The 13844-nt window shown below is 63.6% G+C and carries 13 protein-coding genes; 2 read left to right on the plus strand and 11 right to left on the minus strand.

Going from position 1 to position 13844, the window contains the following annotated elements; translation table 11 throughout:
- Positions 1–88: 88 nt before the first annotated feature.
- Positions 89–448, plus strand: a complete 360-nt coding sequence (locus K0P03_RS16595; RefSeq protein WP_023513176.1) for a response regulator — start codon at positions 89–91, stop codon at positions 446–448.
- A 7-nt stretch (positions 449–455) separates the two neighbouring features.
- Here K0P03_RS16595 and K0P03_RS16600 read toward each other — a convergent pair whose 3' ends face one another.
- The 4 genes from K0P03_RS16600 to argH all read right to left on the minus strand — a co-directional run bounded on the left by K0P03_RS16600 (position 456) and on the right by argH (position 6250).
- Positions 456–3095, minus strand: coding sequence for a TIGR02302 family protein (locus K0P03_RS16600; protein WP_272790136.1), 2640 nt, complete (start codon positions 3093–3095; stop codon positions 456–458).
- Between the two features lie 118 nt (positions 3096–3213).
- A complete protein-coding gene (gene lysA, locus K0P03_RS16605; protein ID WP_050745500.1) occupies positions 3214–4482 on the minus strand; it encodes a diaminopimelate decarboxylase in 1269 nt (422 codons plus the stop codon).
- 73 nt (positions 4483–4555) lie between these two features.
- Positions 4556–4741, minus strand: coding sequence for an LPS translocon maturation chaperone LptM (gene lptM / locus K0P03_RS16610; protein WP_023513173.1), 186 nt, complete (start codon positions 4739–4741; stop codon positions 4556–4558).
- Positions 4742–4846: 105 nt separating this feature from the next.
- Positions 4847–6250 (minus strand): argininosuccinate lyase, encoded by a 1404-nt coding sequence (argH, locus tag K0P03_RS16615; protein ID WP_023513172.1) that lies wholly within the window; start codon positions 6248–6250, stop codon positions 4847–4849.
- A gap of 22 nt (positions 6251–6272) precedes the next feature.
- Here argH and tlpA point away from each other — a divergent pair, with 22 nt between their 5' ends.
- The gene (gene tlpA / locus K0P03_RS16620; RefSeq protein WP_023513171.1) at positions 6273–6947 is read left to right on the plus strand and encodes a thiol:disulfide interchange protein TlpA; all 675 of its coding nucleotides are present in this window, start codon (positions 6273–6275) and stop codon (positions 6945–6947) included.
- Between the two features lie 21 nt (positions 6948–6968).
- Here the strand turns inward: tlpA and K0P03_RS16625 are convergent, their stop codons facing one another.
- The 7 genes from K0P03_RS16625 to K0P03_RS16655 form a co-directional block, all read right to left on the minus strand.
- Positions 6969–7991: a sulfate/molybdate ABC transporter ATP-binding protein gene (locus K0P03_RS16625; RefSeq protein ID WP_023515805.1), complete on the minus strand. Its 1023-nt coding sequence runs from the start codon at positions 7989–7991 to the stop codon at positions 6969–6971.
- Positions 7988–8884, minus strand: a complete 897-nt coding sequence (gene cysW / locus K0P03_RS16630) for a sulfate ABC transporter permease subunit CysW (protein ID WP_023515806.1) — start codon at positions 8882–8884, stop codon at positions 7988–7990. Before cysW ends, K0P03_RS16625 begins: the two co-directional genes overlap by 4 nt.
- A gap of 2 nt (positions 8885–8886) precedes the next feature.
- Entirely contained in the window at positions 8887–9708 is an 822-nt protein-coding gene (gene cysT, locus K0P03_RS16635; RefSeq protein ID WP_023515807.1) for a sulfate ABC transporter permease subunit CysT, read from the minus strand.
- A 134-nt stretch (positions 9709–9842) separates the two neighbouring features.
- Positions 9843–10826, minus strand: coding sequence for a sulfate ABC transporter substrate-binding protein (locus K0P03_RS16640; RefSeq protein WP_050745501.1), 984 nt, complete (start codon positions 10824–10826; stop codon positions 9843–9845).
- Between the two features lie 141 nt (positions 10827–10967).
- Positions 10968–11840 (minus strand): 3-hydroxybutyryl-CoA dehydrogenase, encoded by an 873-nt coding sequence (locus tag K0P03_RS16645; RefSeq protein ID WP_023515809.1) that lies wholly within the window; start codon positions 11838–11840, stop codon positions 10968–10970.
- Positions 11841–11988: 148 nt separating this feature from the next.
- A complete protein-coding gene (locus K0P03_RS16650) occupies positions 11989–12918 on the minus strand; it encodes an electron transfer flavoprotein subunit alpha/FixB family protein (protein WP_024271141.1) in 930 nt (309 codons plus the stop codon).
- 22 nt (positions 12919–12940) lie between these two features.
- Positions 12941–13690, minus strand: a complete 750-nt coding sequence (locus K0P03_RS16655) for an electron transfer flavoprotein subunit beta/FixA family protein (protein ID WP_023515811.1) — start codon at positions 13688–13690, stop codon at positions 12941–12943.
- Positions 13691–13844: the final 154 nt, after the last annotated feature.

The following is a 13844-nucleotide window of genomic DNA, read 5'->3' on the forward strand; positions in this document are numbered from 1 at the left end:
TCAAGGAGCGGCACCGGGAATCGGCGCACCGCTCCGGCCTACCGTTCCCTCGGAACAAGGCCGGATGAACGGACCGAAAGGGGAACCGATGGCCAAGATCCTGATCACCGAAGACGAGGATTCGCTCCGCACCTTCGTGGCGCGGGCGTTGCGCATGGACGGCCACGAGACCGTCGAAGCGCCGGACGGTGCAGCCGGACTCGACGCCCTGACGGATGGCGGTTTCGATCTCCTCCTGTCCGATATCCGCATGCCTGTGATGGACGGCATCGAACTCGCCCACAAGGCGTCAGCCGCCCATCCGGCGCTGAAAATCCTGCTGATGACCGGCTATGCCGAACAGCGCGAGCGGGCAGACGACCTTGCCTCGAAGATCGTCGATGTGGTGAGCAAGCCATTCAGCCTGCCCGACATCCGCCGCGCCGTGGCAACGGCACTCGCCGCCTGACCACGCCTCAACGGATTCCGAGCAGCCGCTCCAGATAATCCCGTTCAAAACCGGGCGCAGATCCGGTACCCAGACGGCGACGGATCTCTTCCAGAATTTCACGCGCCCGCTGGATATCGATTTCTTCCGGAACCTTGGTCGGCCCGCCGAAGTCGGGGCCCTGTCCGTTGAGTGCGCGCTCTCGGCCCAGCGGGTCGCGGCCGTTGCGCCCGGCCTGCGGTATGCCTTCGCCCGGCCCCTGGCCTTGCCCTTGCCCCATGGCCTGCATCTGGCTCATCATGTTCTGCGCGCCCTGGCGGAGTGCCTCCAGTGCACGGCCCTGGCTACCAACGGCCGATTCGCCCTGCCCCTCGCCCAGCGCTTCGGAAGCACCCTTCATCTCACGACCGGCCTGACCAAAGCCTTCGCCAGGTTCAAGCCCCATGCCCTTCAGCGCCTCCTGGATCTCCCCGAGCTGCTTGCCGAGCCCATCCTGCTGCTCCTGAAGCTTCTTCAGCGCCTCACGAAGCTGATCGGCCGTCATCTGGTCGGTCGACTGCTGACCGGCGCCATTGTCGCCCGGCTGCTGTTGCTGCTGGCCTTCCTCGCCCTCGCCCGGCATCGGATCGCCCCGCTGCTGGCGGTCGCGCAACGCCTGATCGAACTGGAAGGTCTGCTCCATCAATTTCTGCTGCTGCTGCATCAGCTGGCCGAGCTTGTCCATCTGCTGGCGCATCGCGTCGTTCTGCTGGCCTTGCTGACCCTGCTGCGGCCGACCGGCCTGCAGGTTGTTCATCATGCGCTGCAGTTCGGAGAGCATCTGCTGGGCCTGGTCACGCGCGCCGGACCGGGCCAGATTCTCGATCTGATCCATCATGCGCTGCAAATCCTGCTGCCGCAGGATCTGGCCCTGCTGCTGGGCGTTCTGCTGCATCTGGCCATTCTTGGCCGCCTGGCGGGCAAGCTCCTCCATATAGGCCTGCATCGCCTCACGCAGCTCCTTCATGAGCGCGGCGATCTCCTCGTCGGAGGCATTGCGCTCCAGCGCTTCGGAGAGCGCCTTCTGCGCCCCGCGCAGCCGGCGATCAGCCAAAGACAGGTTGCCGTCCTCGATGCCAAGAGCGATTTCCCAGAGATAGTCCGCCGTCTCGCGCATCTGGTCGTCCGTGCGGGAAAGCTTCATGCGCGCATTGGCCGATTGCAGCAGCAGGTAATGCGTGAGGTTGGGGATCGTCTCTTCCGGCCGGATCGTCAGCGCCTCGTTGAGCGCGATGGCATGCGGCAGCTGGTTGGCATCAAGTGCGAAGACCTGCCGCTGTTCAGCGACGGCCCCGGCCAGCGGCTCGAAGAAATTCTTGGCCGGCAGGATCATCTCCACGGGCTGGCTGCGCCCTTCCTGCCCGGCGGCATCCCTGGCAACAAGCGTGATCTTCACACGCTTGCCGGAAAGCGGATGTTCGGACAGGTTGCGGCTTGTCGTGCCCTTGGCGTCGCGCGCGGCGCGGCGCGGCAGGTCGAGGCGGTACTCCGGCAGCGGATAGAGCGGACGTGCATCCTTCGGCTGCTCGACCGGCACGATCTCCGCATGAGCCTCCTGGATTCCGTAGTCGTCCTTGGCAACGAAGCTGATCTCCAGCGCCGAGGCGACGGTCTTTTTCGGAATACCATCGAAGGCGATTTCCGGCACGCGGTCCGGAATGACCGCAAACGCCCAGGTCTGGCCGGCGACCGAGAGCGTGCCGTCCTTCAGGATTTTGTAGCGCATGGTCTTGGCGCCATTGGCCGCGGCAACCGGCACCTTCGCTTCGGCCTTCGGGCCCTCGGCCTTTTCATCCTTCGGCTTTTCCGCCTCCGGGCGTATGGCCGTCGCCGTGGCCTCGCCCGTCACCTGGTAACTCACCGGCTCATCGCCGCCGCCACCCGTAACGCGCACGGTCAATTCGCTGAACTGCGGAATGCGAATCTCGCCCTTGGCAGCCTCGCCCGGCTGGCCCTGCGTGCTGCCGGTCAGGAAAATGGGTGCACGCGACGTATGCGCCGGCGGCGTCACCCAGGCGTCGATGCGCACATCCGGCGCGGTCTCGGCAGGCGCGCGAAGGGTAACCACATCCGCCAGAAGACCACCGCGATTGGAATAGGAGAAGGCAAAGGCGATGGCGACAAGGAGCAGCGGCACGGCGCGCAGGGCATGGCGGTCATGACGGGCAATGTCCGGCTCAGGCGCACCGGTCCTGAGCGCGCCGATCATCCGTGCCATACGGCTCTGGTGCTCGCGCCACAGCGCTTCGGCAACGGCACCGCCACCGGCCGGCCGATCTTCCTGCACCCGGATCGCCTGGTGAGCCAGCGCATTGCGCGCCTCCAGCATGCGATAGGCCCTGTCAATCGAAGGCCAGCCGATACCGCGCAGGCGAATGAGCAGACCGGCAAGACCAAGCGCGAAGCCGGCCAGCGTCGCAAGATGCAGCCAGGTGGGAACATGGCGAAAATAGCCGAACCAGGTCAGCGCGAGAAACGCCGCGACGAGAAGCAGGATCGGCAGCACCCGCGGGGCGAGCGCCTCCAGATAGAGGATGGTCTGGGCGGCAAGGCGTTTGCCCGCAAGCCGTCGGGCCACCGGGTTGCCGGCCGCTTCCGTCTCGCGCTGTCCTTGCGTGTCAATCGCCATCGATCGCCGCTCTCCGCTGCAGGTTGTCACCGCCAAAAGATAACATGCTTTGTGGCGAAGACGAGGGCGCACGCAAAATCGTGATCGCGCGCGCAGCCTGGTTTAGCACTTGCGAAGGTCAGGCGAGCCAGTCCGGAAGCGAATCGAGGCCGATCAGGTCGTCATAGCTGAGGCGTGGCCGCACGACATGGAACTCGGCCCCGTTGACCAGCACTTCCGGTACCAGCAGACGGCTGTTGTAGGTGCCCGCCTGCACGGCGCCATAGGCACCGGCGGACCCGACGGCAATGAGATCGCCGGGCTTCGGCTGCGCCATCTCGCGGTCCTGCGCCAGATAGTCACCGGTCTCGCAGACGGGACCCACCACGTCCGCCCGGATGCGCGGCGCGCTGGCCGCCGAAATGACGACCGGCTGGATCTCGTGCCAGGCCTCGTAGAGCGTCGGGCGGATGAGGTCGTTCATGGCCGCATCGACGATGACGAAAGTCTTCTCGCCGCCGTCCTTCACGTAGATCACCTCGGTGACGAGGATGCCGGCATTGCCGACTATCAACCGGCCAGGCTCGGTCACGATCTTGCAGTTCAGGCCCTTGAGCTGGTTCTTGACGATTTCGGCATAGGCATCCGGAAGCGGCGGCGGCGCATTGTCCGTCTTGTAGGGAATCCCGAGACCACCGCCGACATCGACGTGATCGATCGTGTGTCCGTCGGCGCGCAGCGTATCGACGAGTTCGCGCAGGAGCTTGAAGGCATCTTCGAAGGGTTGCAACTCGGTGATCTGGCTGCCGATATGCATGTCGATACCGGTCACCTTGATGCCCGGCAGGCTGGCGGCGCGGGCATAGACGGCGCGGGCGCGTTCCCAGGAAATGCCGAACTTGTTTTCCTTCTTGCCCGTCGAGATCTTGGCATGCGTGCGGGCGTCGACGTCTGGATTGATGCGGAAGGAGACGTGCGCAACCTTGCCGGCCTTCACGGCGCGGGCATTCAGCACCTCAAGCTCGGGCTCGGATTCGACGTTGAAGCAGTAGATGCCGACCTCAAGCGCCAGATCCATCTCGCGCGGCGTCTTGCCGACGCCGGAGAACATGATGCGCGAGGCAGGAACGCCGGCGGCCAGCGCCCGGCGCAGTTCGCCTTCCGAGACCACGTCGATGCCGGCGCCAAGCCGGGCAAGCGTTTTCAGCACCGCCTGGTTCGAGTTCGCCTTCATAGCGTAGCACACCATGGCATCGACACCGTCGAAGGCCTTGGCGAAGACCTTGTAGTGACGCTCCAGCGTCGCCGTCGAATAGACGTAGAAGGGCGTGCCGACCGTCTTGGCGATTTCCGGAACCGGCACGTCCTCCGCATGGAGGATGCCGTCGCGATGCTCGAAATGGTTCACAGGTCTCGTCCGTTAAACAGGGGCGGTTCCGGCAAAACCGCGCGGCGGCCTTGCGTTGGGAACTGCGTCAAAACTAGAGAAGGGGGTCGAGGATGAAAGGCTTGTCTTCGACCTGCTCGACCTTCTTGCCATCGACGGTCTTCACGACCGGTTGAGCCCCGCCCGGCAGGTCGAGATCGCCCTTGCGGCCACAGGCGGTCAGAACCGCTGCGGAAAGGCAGAGCGCGAGAGCCAGCCTGCCGATGTCGATGCGTGTCATGAAGCGTTCCCTGGAAATGCCGGTGATCGGGTGGGCATCATCCTTAGCGAATTCGCCCGCCCTTGTGCACCCTTAATCTACTGATGAGTCCTGCAAGCAATCTGATCAGTTGCGCTGCCGCCACCAGGCGATCTGCTTGCGGACCTCCAGAGGGGCTGTGCCGCCAAAACTCTTGCGGCTGGCGACCGAGGCCTCGACCGTCAAGACGTTGAAGATGTCAGCGGTGATGGCGGCATGGATCGCCTGCAGCTCCTCGAGCGACAGGTCGGAAAGGTCGCAGCCCTTGCTCTCGGCCAGCGCCACGGCGCGGCCCGTCACATGATGGGCATCGCGGAAGGGAAGTCCCGCTTCCCGCACCAGCCAGTCGGCAAGATCGGTGGCAGTGGAATAACCGGAGCCGGCCGCCGCCTTCATCCTGTCAGTACGAATGGTCATGTCGCGCACCATGCCGGTCATCGCGGCAATGGCCAGCTCGATGCTCTCGGCAGCGTCGAAGACCTGTTCCTTGTCTTCCTGCATGTCCTTGGAATAGGCGAGCGGCAGACCCTTCATGACGGTCAGGAGTGCGATCAGCGAACCGTTGATGCGGCCGGTCTTGGCACGCACCAGCTCGGCGGCATCCGGGTTCTTCTTCTGCGGCATGATCGAGGAGCCGGTGGAGAAGGCATCCGACAGGCGGATGAAACCGAACTGCGGCGTCGACCAGATGACGATCTCTTCGGCGAGGCGCGACAGATGAACGCCGGCAATCGCCGCAATCGACAGGAACTCCAGGGCGAAATCGCGGTCCGACACGGTATCGATGGAATTGCGGGTCGGCTCGCGGAAGCCGAGCGCCTTCGCCGTCATGTGTCGGTCGATATTGTAGCCCGTGCCGGCAAGCGCGGCGGCACCGATCGGGCTTTCATCGAGGTGCTCGATGGCGTGGCGCACCCGCTGGCGGTCGCGGCCGAACATCTCGACATAGGCCATGCAATGATGGCCGAAGGTAACGGGTTGGGCGGTCTGAAGGTGGGTGAAGCCGGGCATGACGGTTTCGGCGTGCTCCTCGGCACGGTCGAGGAAGGCCGCGATGAGGCCCGTCAGCGCCTTCTCCGTCTTCTGCAGCTCTTCCTTCACCCACAGACGGAAATCGAGCGCCACCTGGTCGTTGCGCGAGCGGGCGGTGTGGAGGCGTCCGGCGGCGGGACCGATCAGCGTCGCCAGCCGCGCCTCGACATTCATGTGAATGTCTTCCAGGCGGCGCGAGAACTCGAAATTGCCGCTTTCGATCTCTGACAAGATCGTGTCGAGACCGTGAACGATCTTTTCCTTATCGTCCGCCGAAATGATGCCCTGGTGGCTAAGCATTTCGGCATGCGCCTTTGAGCCGCGGATGTCCTGAGCGTAAAGCTTCTTGTCGAAGCCGATGGAGGCATTTATCTCCTCCATGATCGCATCCGGTCCCGAGGCGAAACGGCCGCCCCACATCTGGTTCGAGGATTTCGTCTCGGAAGTGCCGTCAGCCATGGGTCCCGTCCTGGAGAGTGAAATGACAGTGAAGAAGAAACTCGGCCTGCCGGCAGGAAAACTGATCGCCATTGCCGGGCTCGCCGGACTTCTCGCCGGTGGTGCAGCGATATACGTGAAGGAAAGCCTGTCTGGCAATGGCGCGGTCGCTTCCGCCGATCCCGCCGCCTGCACGGCCACCGCAGCGAAGGCCGAAGCCCTGACACCCTTTTCCAAGGGACAGGTCGCCGCCATGCGCACGGTCGACGAGCATCGCGCGCTGCCCGATCTCGTGTTCGACGGCCCCGACGGCAAGAAGAAGACGATCGCCGATTTTTCCGGCAAGACCCTGCTCGTCAACCTCTGGGCCACCTGGTGCGTGCCGTGCCGTGAGGAAATGCCGGCGCTCAACGCGCTCGAAAAGGAGCTCGGCAGCGACAAGTTCGAGGTCGTGGCGATCAACATCGACACGGGCGATGACGAAAAGCCGAAAACCTTCCTCACCGAAACAGGCGTCAACGACCTCGGCTATTATCGTGATGCCTCGATGGGCGTGTTCAACACCCTGAAGAAGGAAGGCCTCGCCTTTGGCCTGCCGGTCACACTGCTGATGGATGACAAGGGCTGCTTGATCTCGGCAATGAACGGCCCCGCCGCCTGGGACAGCGACGACGCCAAGGCCTTGATCAAAGCCGCGCTTGCTGCGCCGAAAAGCTGAGGCATCGCGAGAAGGTTTCGCTCACGCCGCTGGATAGGCGCGCGACCGGCGGATGTCGAGGAAACCCGCTTCGCCCTTGCGGTGCGGGAATTCCGGCGCCGTATCGAACTCGACCGGCTGACCACTGCCCGTCAGCGCCAGCACGCGGCGTGAGTCCGGCCGGTCGATGACCCGCACGATCTTCGCAGCGATGCCCTGCCCATCCTCACGCCAGGTGACGTCGGCCGGGCGGAACAGGATCTGGCCGCTACCATCGGCCACACCGCCCGCCTCGAAGGCCACGTCACCGACATAGGCCTTGCCGCCGCGGATCTCCGCATCGAGCCGGTTCGCATCGCCGAGGAAATTCATCACGAAGGCATCGGCCGGGTTGCGGCAGACCGCCTCGGGCGTGCCCTCCTGCACGATCTTGCCCTTGTTCAGGATGACGACCCGGTCGGCAAGGTCGAGCGCCTCTTCCTGGTCGTGTGTGACGAAGAGCGTGGTGATTCCCAGTTCGTCATGGATTTTCCGAAGCCAGCGGCGCAGGTCCCGCCGCACATTGGCATCAAGCGCACCAAATGGCTCGTCGAGCAGCAAAACGCGGGGATCGACGGCGAGCGCCCGGGCGAGCGCCACACGCTGGCGCTGGCCACCGGAGATCTGGCCGGGGAAACGGTCCTTGAGGCCACCGAGCTGCACGAGATCGAGCAGTTCCGCAACACGTTTGGCGATCGCGTCGGGCGAGCGCTTGACCTTGGAGACCTTCATGCCGAAGGCGATGTTCTCGCCGACGGTCATATGCGGGAAGAGGGCATAGTGCTGGAAGACGAAACCGACGCCGCGCTCGCGCACCGGAATGTCCGTCGCATTCTCATCGCCGAAATAGATCGCACCGCCATCGGCATATTCGAGGCCGGCAACCATGCGCAGGATCGTCGTCTTGCCGGAGCCGGACGGGCCGAGCAATGCCACCAGCTCCCCGCTTTCGATATCGAGCGACACGCCGTGCACGGCGCGAAAGGTCTGGAACTCCTTGACCACATTGGTAAGGCGGATCTTCACGGTTTTACCTCCGGGGTGATGCTGTCGGCGCCGGCCAGCTGAGAGGGGCGCTGCACGCGGCCTGCGCCCTGCCGCTCCAGCGCCACCTTGGCGACAAGCGTAACGATGGCAAGACCGGCGAGAATGGATGCGGCGGCAAAGGAACCGGCCGCGTTGTAGTCGTGATAGAGCAGCTCGATGTGCAGCGGCAGCGTGTTCGTCTGGCCGCGGATGTTGCCCGAGACGACGGAAACGGCACCGAACTCGCCCATCACGCGCGAATTGCAAAGCACGACACCGTAGAGCAGCGCCCACTTGATGTTCGGCAGTGTGACGGAGAAGAATGTGCGCCAGCCGCTTGCCCCCAGTGACGTCGCCGCCTCCTCTAGGTCGCGGCCCTGCGCCTGCATCAGCGGGATCAGTTCGCGCGCCACGAAGGGCGCGGTCACGAACATGCTGGCCAGCACGATGCCCGGCAGCGCGAAGAGGATCTTGATCTCCATCGATTGCAGAGCCGGTCCGAACAGGCCCTGCAGACCATAGACGAAGAGATAGGAGACGCCCGCAACGATGGGCGATACGGAGAAAGGCAGTTCGATAACGACAGTGAGCAGCCGCTTGCCGCGGAAATCGTGCTTGGTGATGGCCCATGCCGCCGCAACGCCGAAAGCCGTGTTGATCGGCACCGCGATCAGCGCCGTGACGACCGTCAGCAGGATGGCGTGCCGCGTGTCCGGATCGGCAATCGAGGCGGCAAAATAACCGACACCGCGTGAAAAAGCCTCGACGGCGATGACGACGAGCGGCGCGACGATCATCAGCGCGACCAGCACGAGCACGAAGGCGAGGAGCGAGCGGCGGAAGACCGGATTGTCGCCGACGCGGGGCGGCGTGCCTTTTCCAGGGTGCACCATGGTCAGCCCCTTGCCGTATAACGCAGGGCGCGGGCCTGCATGAGGTTGGTGATCGCCAGCATGACGAAGGCCGTCAGCAGCATGACGGAGGCGATGGCGGCCGAGGCCGGGTAATCGTATTCCTCAAGCCGGATGAAGGCGAGCAGCGCGGTGATCTCCGTTGAGAACGGCTGGTTGCCGGCAATGAAGATAATGGCCCCGAATTCCCCAAGACTGCGGGCGAAGGAGAGCGAGACACCGGCCAGAAGCGCCGGCGTGAGGAGCGGCAGGATGACGCCGGTGAAGATCGACAGGTCGCTCGCCCCGAGCGTCTGCCCCGCCTCCTCCAGCGCCGGATCCAGTTCCTCCAGCACCGGCTGCACCGTGCGCACGATGAAGGGAATGCTGGTGAAGCTCATGGCGACGATGATGCCGAGCGGCGTATAGGCGACCTTGATACCGAGAAGCGAGAGCGGTCCGCCGAACCAGCCGTTGGTCGCAAAGAGCGTGGTAAGCGCGATACCCGCAACGGCGGTGGGCAGCGCGAACGGCAGATCGACAAGCGCATCGACCAGCCGGCGACCGGGAAAGCGGTAACGCACCAGCACCCAGGCGAGCGATAGGCCGAAGACGAGATTGAACGCGGTTGCTGCCAGCGCGCAGAGCACCGTGACCCGGTAGCTCGCAAAAGCGCGGTCCGACGAGATGATGCGCCAGTAGTCCTCCGGCCCAAGGCTGGCCGCCTTGAAGACGAGCGCAGCCAGCGGCAGCACGACGATGATCGCCACATAGACGAGAGTTATGCCGAGCGCGAGCGGCAATCCGGGCAGTACACGCCGTCTCAAGAGGCGCTTCCTTTCTCAAGCTGATCCAGGAAAAGTGCGGAGCGCGATCATCCGGCCGGACTTGTGCGAACACTTTTCATGCCACAACCGGCGGACTTTCGGCCGCCGGTTGCGATAAAACGAAGGTTGATGGATCAACGGCTGCCGTAGATCTTGTCCAGCACGCCGCCTTCGGCGAAGTGCTCCTCGGAGATCTTCTTCCAGCCGCCGAAGACGTCATCGACATTCACGAGGCGGATTTCCGGGAACTGGCCCTTGAACTCGGCAGCGACCGTCTGGTCATGGACGCGATGGCCGAATTCGGCAGCGATCTTCTGGCCCTCTGGCGCATAAAGGAAATCGAGGTAGGACTTTGCAAGCTCACGGCTGCCCTTGGCGTCGGCCACCTTGTCGACGATGGCGACCGGGAACTCGGCAAGCAGCGAGACGGAGGGTACGACGCTTTGGAACTTGTCCTCCCCATATTGCTTGGCGATCGACTTGGTTTCCGCCTCGAAGGTGATGATGACATCGCCGATTTCGCGCTCGACGAAGGTCGTCGTCGCCGCGCGGCCGCCCGTGTCGAAGACCGGAACGTTGTCGAAGATCTTGGTGACGAACTCCTCGACCTTGGCCGGATCGTTGTTGAAGGCTTCCTTGGCATAGGCGGTCGCTGCAAGATAGGTGTAGCGCGCATTGCCCGAGGTCTTCGGGTTCGGGAAGATGACCTTCACGTCGTCACGGGCAAGGTCCGACCAGTCCTTGATGTTCTTCGGGTTGCCGGCGCGAACGAGGAAGGACGGGAAAGAGTAGAAGGGCGAAGCGTTGTTCGGGAATTTCTGCTGCCAGCCTTCGGCGACAAAGCCGTTCTTCACGAGGAAGTCGATATCCGTCACCTGGTTGAAGGTCACGACATCCGCCTCCAGACCTTCGACGATGGCGCGCGCCTGCTTGGAGGTGCCGCCATGCGACTGGTCGACGGTGACACCCGGATGCCCCTTCACGAAGGCTTCGTTCTCGGCAGCGAAAAGCTCACGCGCCACGTCATAGGAGGCGTTGAGCAGCTTGTCGGCGGCCTGCGCGGAGAACGGAGCGGCAAGGCCAAGGAGAGCCACGCCGAGAAGGAGCAAACGTTTCATCTGAAAAACCCCGAATGGAACCTGAATTCGGGCAGACAATAGCGACCGGCCGCTCCCGATCCGAGGTATGGCCTGCCGCAGCACTTGCGGCAGACGAAACATTTTTCCCTGAAAGGGCAAGCTTGGGAAATGTCCCGCTGCTCAGCGCGTCGGGACAGGGACTTCGCCGCGATAATCGTAGAAGCCGCGTCCGGACTTGCGGCCGAGCCAGCCGGCCTCGACATACTTCACCAGCAGCGGGCAGGGGCGGTACTTCGAATCGGCGAGGCCGTCATGCAGTACCTGCATGATCGACAGGCACGTGTCGAGGCCGATGAAATCGGCAAGCTGCAGCGGACCCATCGGATGGTTGGCGCCGAGCCTCATCGCGGTATCGATGGCTTCCACCGAACCGACGCCTTCGTAAAGCGTATAGATCGCCTCATTGATCATCGGCAACAGGATGCGGTTGACGATGAAGGCCGGGAAATCCTCCGCGACGGTGATCGTCTTGTCGAGCTTGGCGACAAATTCCTTTGCGGCGGAGAACGTGCCCTCTTCGGTCGCGATACCGCGCACGAGCTCGACCAGCTTCATGACCGGAACCGGGTTCATGAAGTGGATGCCCATGAAGCGCTCCGGGCGGTCGGTGGCAGACGCGAGCCGCGTGATCGACAGCGAAGAGGTGTTGGTGGCGAGGATCGCTTCCGGCTTCAGGACGGAACAGACCTGGCCGTAGATCTTGCGCTTGACGGTCTCGTCCTCTGTCGCCGCCTCGATGACGAGATCGGCGTCGGAGAGGTCGTTGATATCGGAGGATCCCTTGATCAGGGCGAGTGCGTCCTTGCGCTCCTCGTCGGTCATCTTGCCGGAGGAGACCTGGCGGGCAAGATTGCCGTTGATCGTGGCAAGCCCGGTTTCGACACGCTCCGGCGACAGGTCGTAGATGTGGACCTTGTATCCGGCCATGGCAGAGACGTGCGCGATACCGCATCCCATCTGGCCCGCACCGACAATACCGACGTTCTTGATCATAGCGCCAATCGCCCCATCACACCGTCTGCGCCCCTAGGCGCAGGCAAAAAAACACCGGGCCGGTCAAGCCGGCCCGGTGAAGTGATAAAGCGCCGCGACGCATTTTTCCAGTGAAATCATCGTCGCAAAGAGCCGGGTCAAAGCTGGCTCAAAGCGCCTTTTCGAGTTCGGGCAGGGCTTCGAAGAGATCGGCGACGAGGCCGTAGTCCGCGACCTGGAAGATCGGCGCTTCCTCGTCCTTGTTGATGGCGACGATGACCTTCGAATCCTTCATGCCGGCAAGGTGCTGGATGGCGCCCGAGATGCCGCAGGCGATGTAGAGCTGCGGCGCAACCACCTTGCCCGTCTGCCCGACCTGCCAGTCGTTGGGCGCATAGCCCGCATCGACGGCCGCGCGGGACGCACCGACAGCCGCACCGAGCTTGTCGGCAACCGGAAGAATGACTTCCTGGAACTTTTCCGACGAACCGAGCGCACGCCCGCCCGAGATGATGATCTTGGCCGAGGTCAGCTCCGGACGATCCGACGAGGACAGGGCATCCTTGACGTGGGTCGAAAGGCCCGGGTTCGATGCGGCCGAGACCGTCTCGACAGAGGCGCTTCCACCTTCGCCGGCAGCGGCGAAGGACGCGGTGCGGACAGTGATCACCTTCTTGGCATCGGTGGACTGAACCGTCTGGATGGCATTGCCCGCATAGATCGGACGCTTGAACGTGTCCGACGAGACGACCTCGACGATCTCGGAGACCTGTGCGACGTCGAGCAGGGCGGCAACGCGCGGCAAAACGTTCTTGCCGACCGAGGTGGCGGCCGAGACGATGGCGTCATAGTTGCCGGCAAGCGAGACGATGAGCGCTGCCAGCGGCTCTGCCAGGTTGTTGGCAAGATTCTGGTCGTCGGCGAGCAGGACCTTGGAAACGCCAGAGAGCTTTGCAGCCTGTTCGGCCGCAGCCTTGGCGCCGGAACCGGCGACGAGCACATGCACGTCGGAGCCGATCTTGGAGGCTGCTGTCAGCGCCTTGGCGGTCTGGTCGGAAAGGTGTGCGTTGTCGTGATCTGCCAGAAGAAGTATGGCCATGGTAGTGTCTCCCTTTCCTGCTTTAGAGCACGCCGGCTTCGGTCTTGAGCTTCTCGACCAGCTCGGCGACCGACTTGACCTTGACGCCGGCCTTGCGGCCCGACGGTTCCTCGGTCTTCAGCACCTTCAGGCGCGGGGCGGTATCGACGCCGAAATCGGCCGGCGTCTTCTTGTCGAGCGGCTTCTTCTTCGCCTTCATGATGTTCGGCAGCGAGGCATAACGCGGCTCGTTGAGGCGAAGGTCGGTGGTCACGACCGCCGGAAGCTTCACGTCGATGGTCTGCAGGCCGCCGTCGACTTCGCGGGTGACCTGAGCCGAGCCGTTGCCGATCTCGACCTTGGAGGCGAACGTCGCCTGCGCCCAGCCGAGCAGCGCAGAAAGCATCTGGCCAGTCTGGTTCGAATCGTCGTCGATCGCCTGCTTGCCGACGATGACGAGGCCGGGCTGTTCGGCTTCGGCAACCCCCTTGAGGATCTTGGCGACGGCGAGCGGCTCGACGGCATCTTCCGTCTCGACCAGAACGGCGCGGTCCGCGCCCATGGCGAGCGCGGTGCGCAGCGTTTCCTCGGCCTTGGCCGGGCCGATCGAAACGACGACCACTTCCTCGGCCTTGCCGGCTTCCTTCAGCCGCAAAGCCTCTTCCACGGAGATTTCGTCGAACGGGTTCATCGACATCTTCACATTGGCAAGCTCGACACCCGAGCCGTCCGACTTCACGCGAATCTTCACGTTGTAATCAACGACCCGCTTTACAGGGACCAAGATCTTCATGGCTTCCTTCCTTCAAATGCCCGCGAGGGAAAATGCGCCTTTCAAAGGCGCCCTGATTGTCGGTTGGCGACATCGATACGCGTTTTTTTCCCAATTACAATGCGCCACGGCCCCTCCCGGCGTGAAAACGGGCGGGTTATAAATTGCCTTTACG

The sequence above is a fragment of the Shinella sp. HY16 genome (assembly GCF_028534175.1).
Lineage (GTDB): Bacteria > Pseudomonadota > Alphaproteobacteria > Rhizobiales > Rhizobiaceae > Shinella.

Coding starts and splice junctions, on each gene's coding strand:
- K0P03_RS16595 (WP_023513176.1), top strand. CDS start 89: ATGGCCAAGATCCTGATCACCGAAGACGAGGATTCGCTCCGCACCTTC.
- K0P03_RS16600 (WP_272790136.1), bottom strand. CDS start 3,095: ATGGCGATTGACACGCAAGGACAGCGCGAGACGGAAGCGGCCGGCAAC.
- lptM (WP_023513173.1), bottom strand. CDS start 4,741: ATGACACGCATCGACATCGGCAGGCTGGCTCTCGCGCTCTGCCTTTCC.
- argH (WP_023513172.1), bottom strand. CDS start 6,250: ATGGCTGACGGCACTTCCGAGACGAAATCCTCGAACCAGATGTGGGGC.
- tlpA (WP_023513171.1), top strand. CDS start 6,273: ATGACAGTGAAGAAGAAACTCGGCCTGCCGGCAGGAAAACTGATCGCC.
- cysW (WP_023515806.1), bottom strand. CDS start 8,884: ATGGTGCACCCTGGAAAAGGCACGCCGCCCCGCGTCGGCGACAATCCG.
- K0P03_RS16640 (WP_050745501.1), bottom strand. CDS start 10,826: ATGAAACGTTTGCTCCTTCTCGGCGTGGCTCTCCTTGGCCTTGCCGCT.
- K0P03_RS16645 (WP_023515809.1), bottom strand. CDS start 11,840: ATGATCAAGAACGTCGGTATTGTCGGTGCGGGCCAGATGGGATGCGGT.
- K0P03_RS16650 (WP_024271141.1), bottom strand. CDS start 12,918: ATGGCCATACTTCTTCTGGCAGATCACGACAACGCACACCTTTCCGAC.
- K0P03_RS16655 (WP_023515811.1), bottom strand. CDS start 13,690: ATGAAGATCTTGGTCCCTGTAAAGCGGGTCGTTGATTACAACGTGAAG.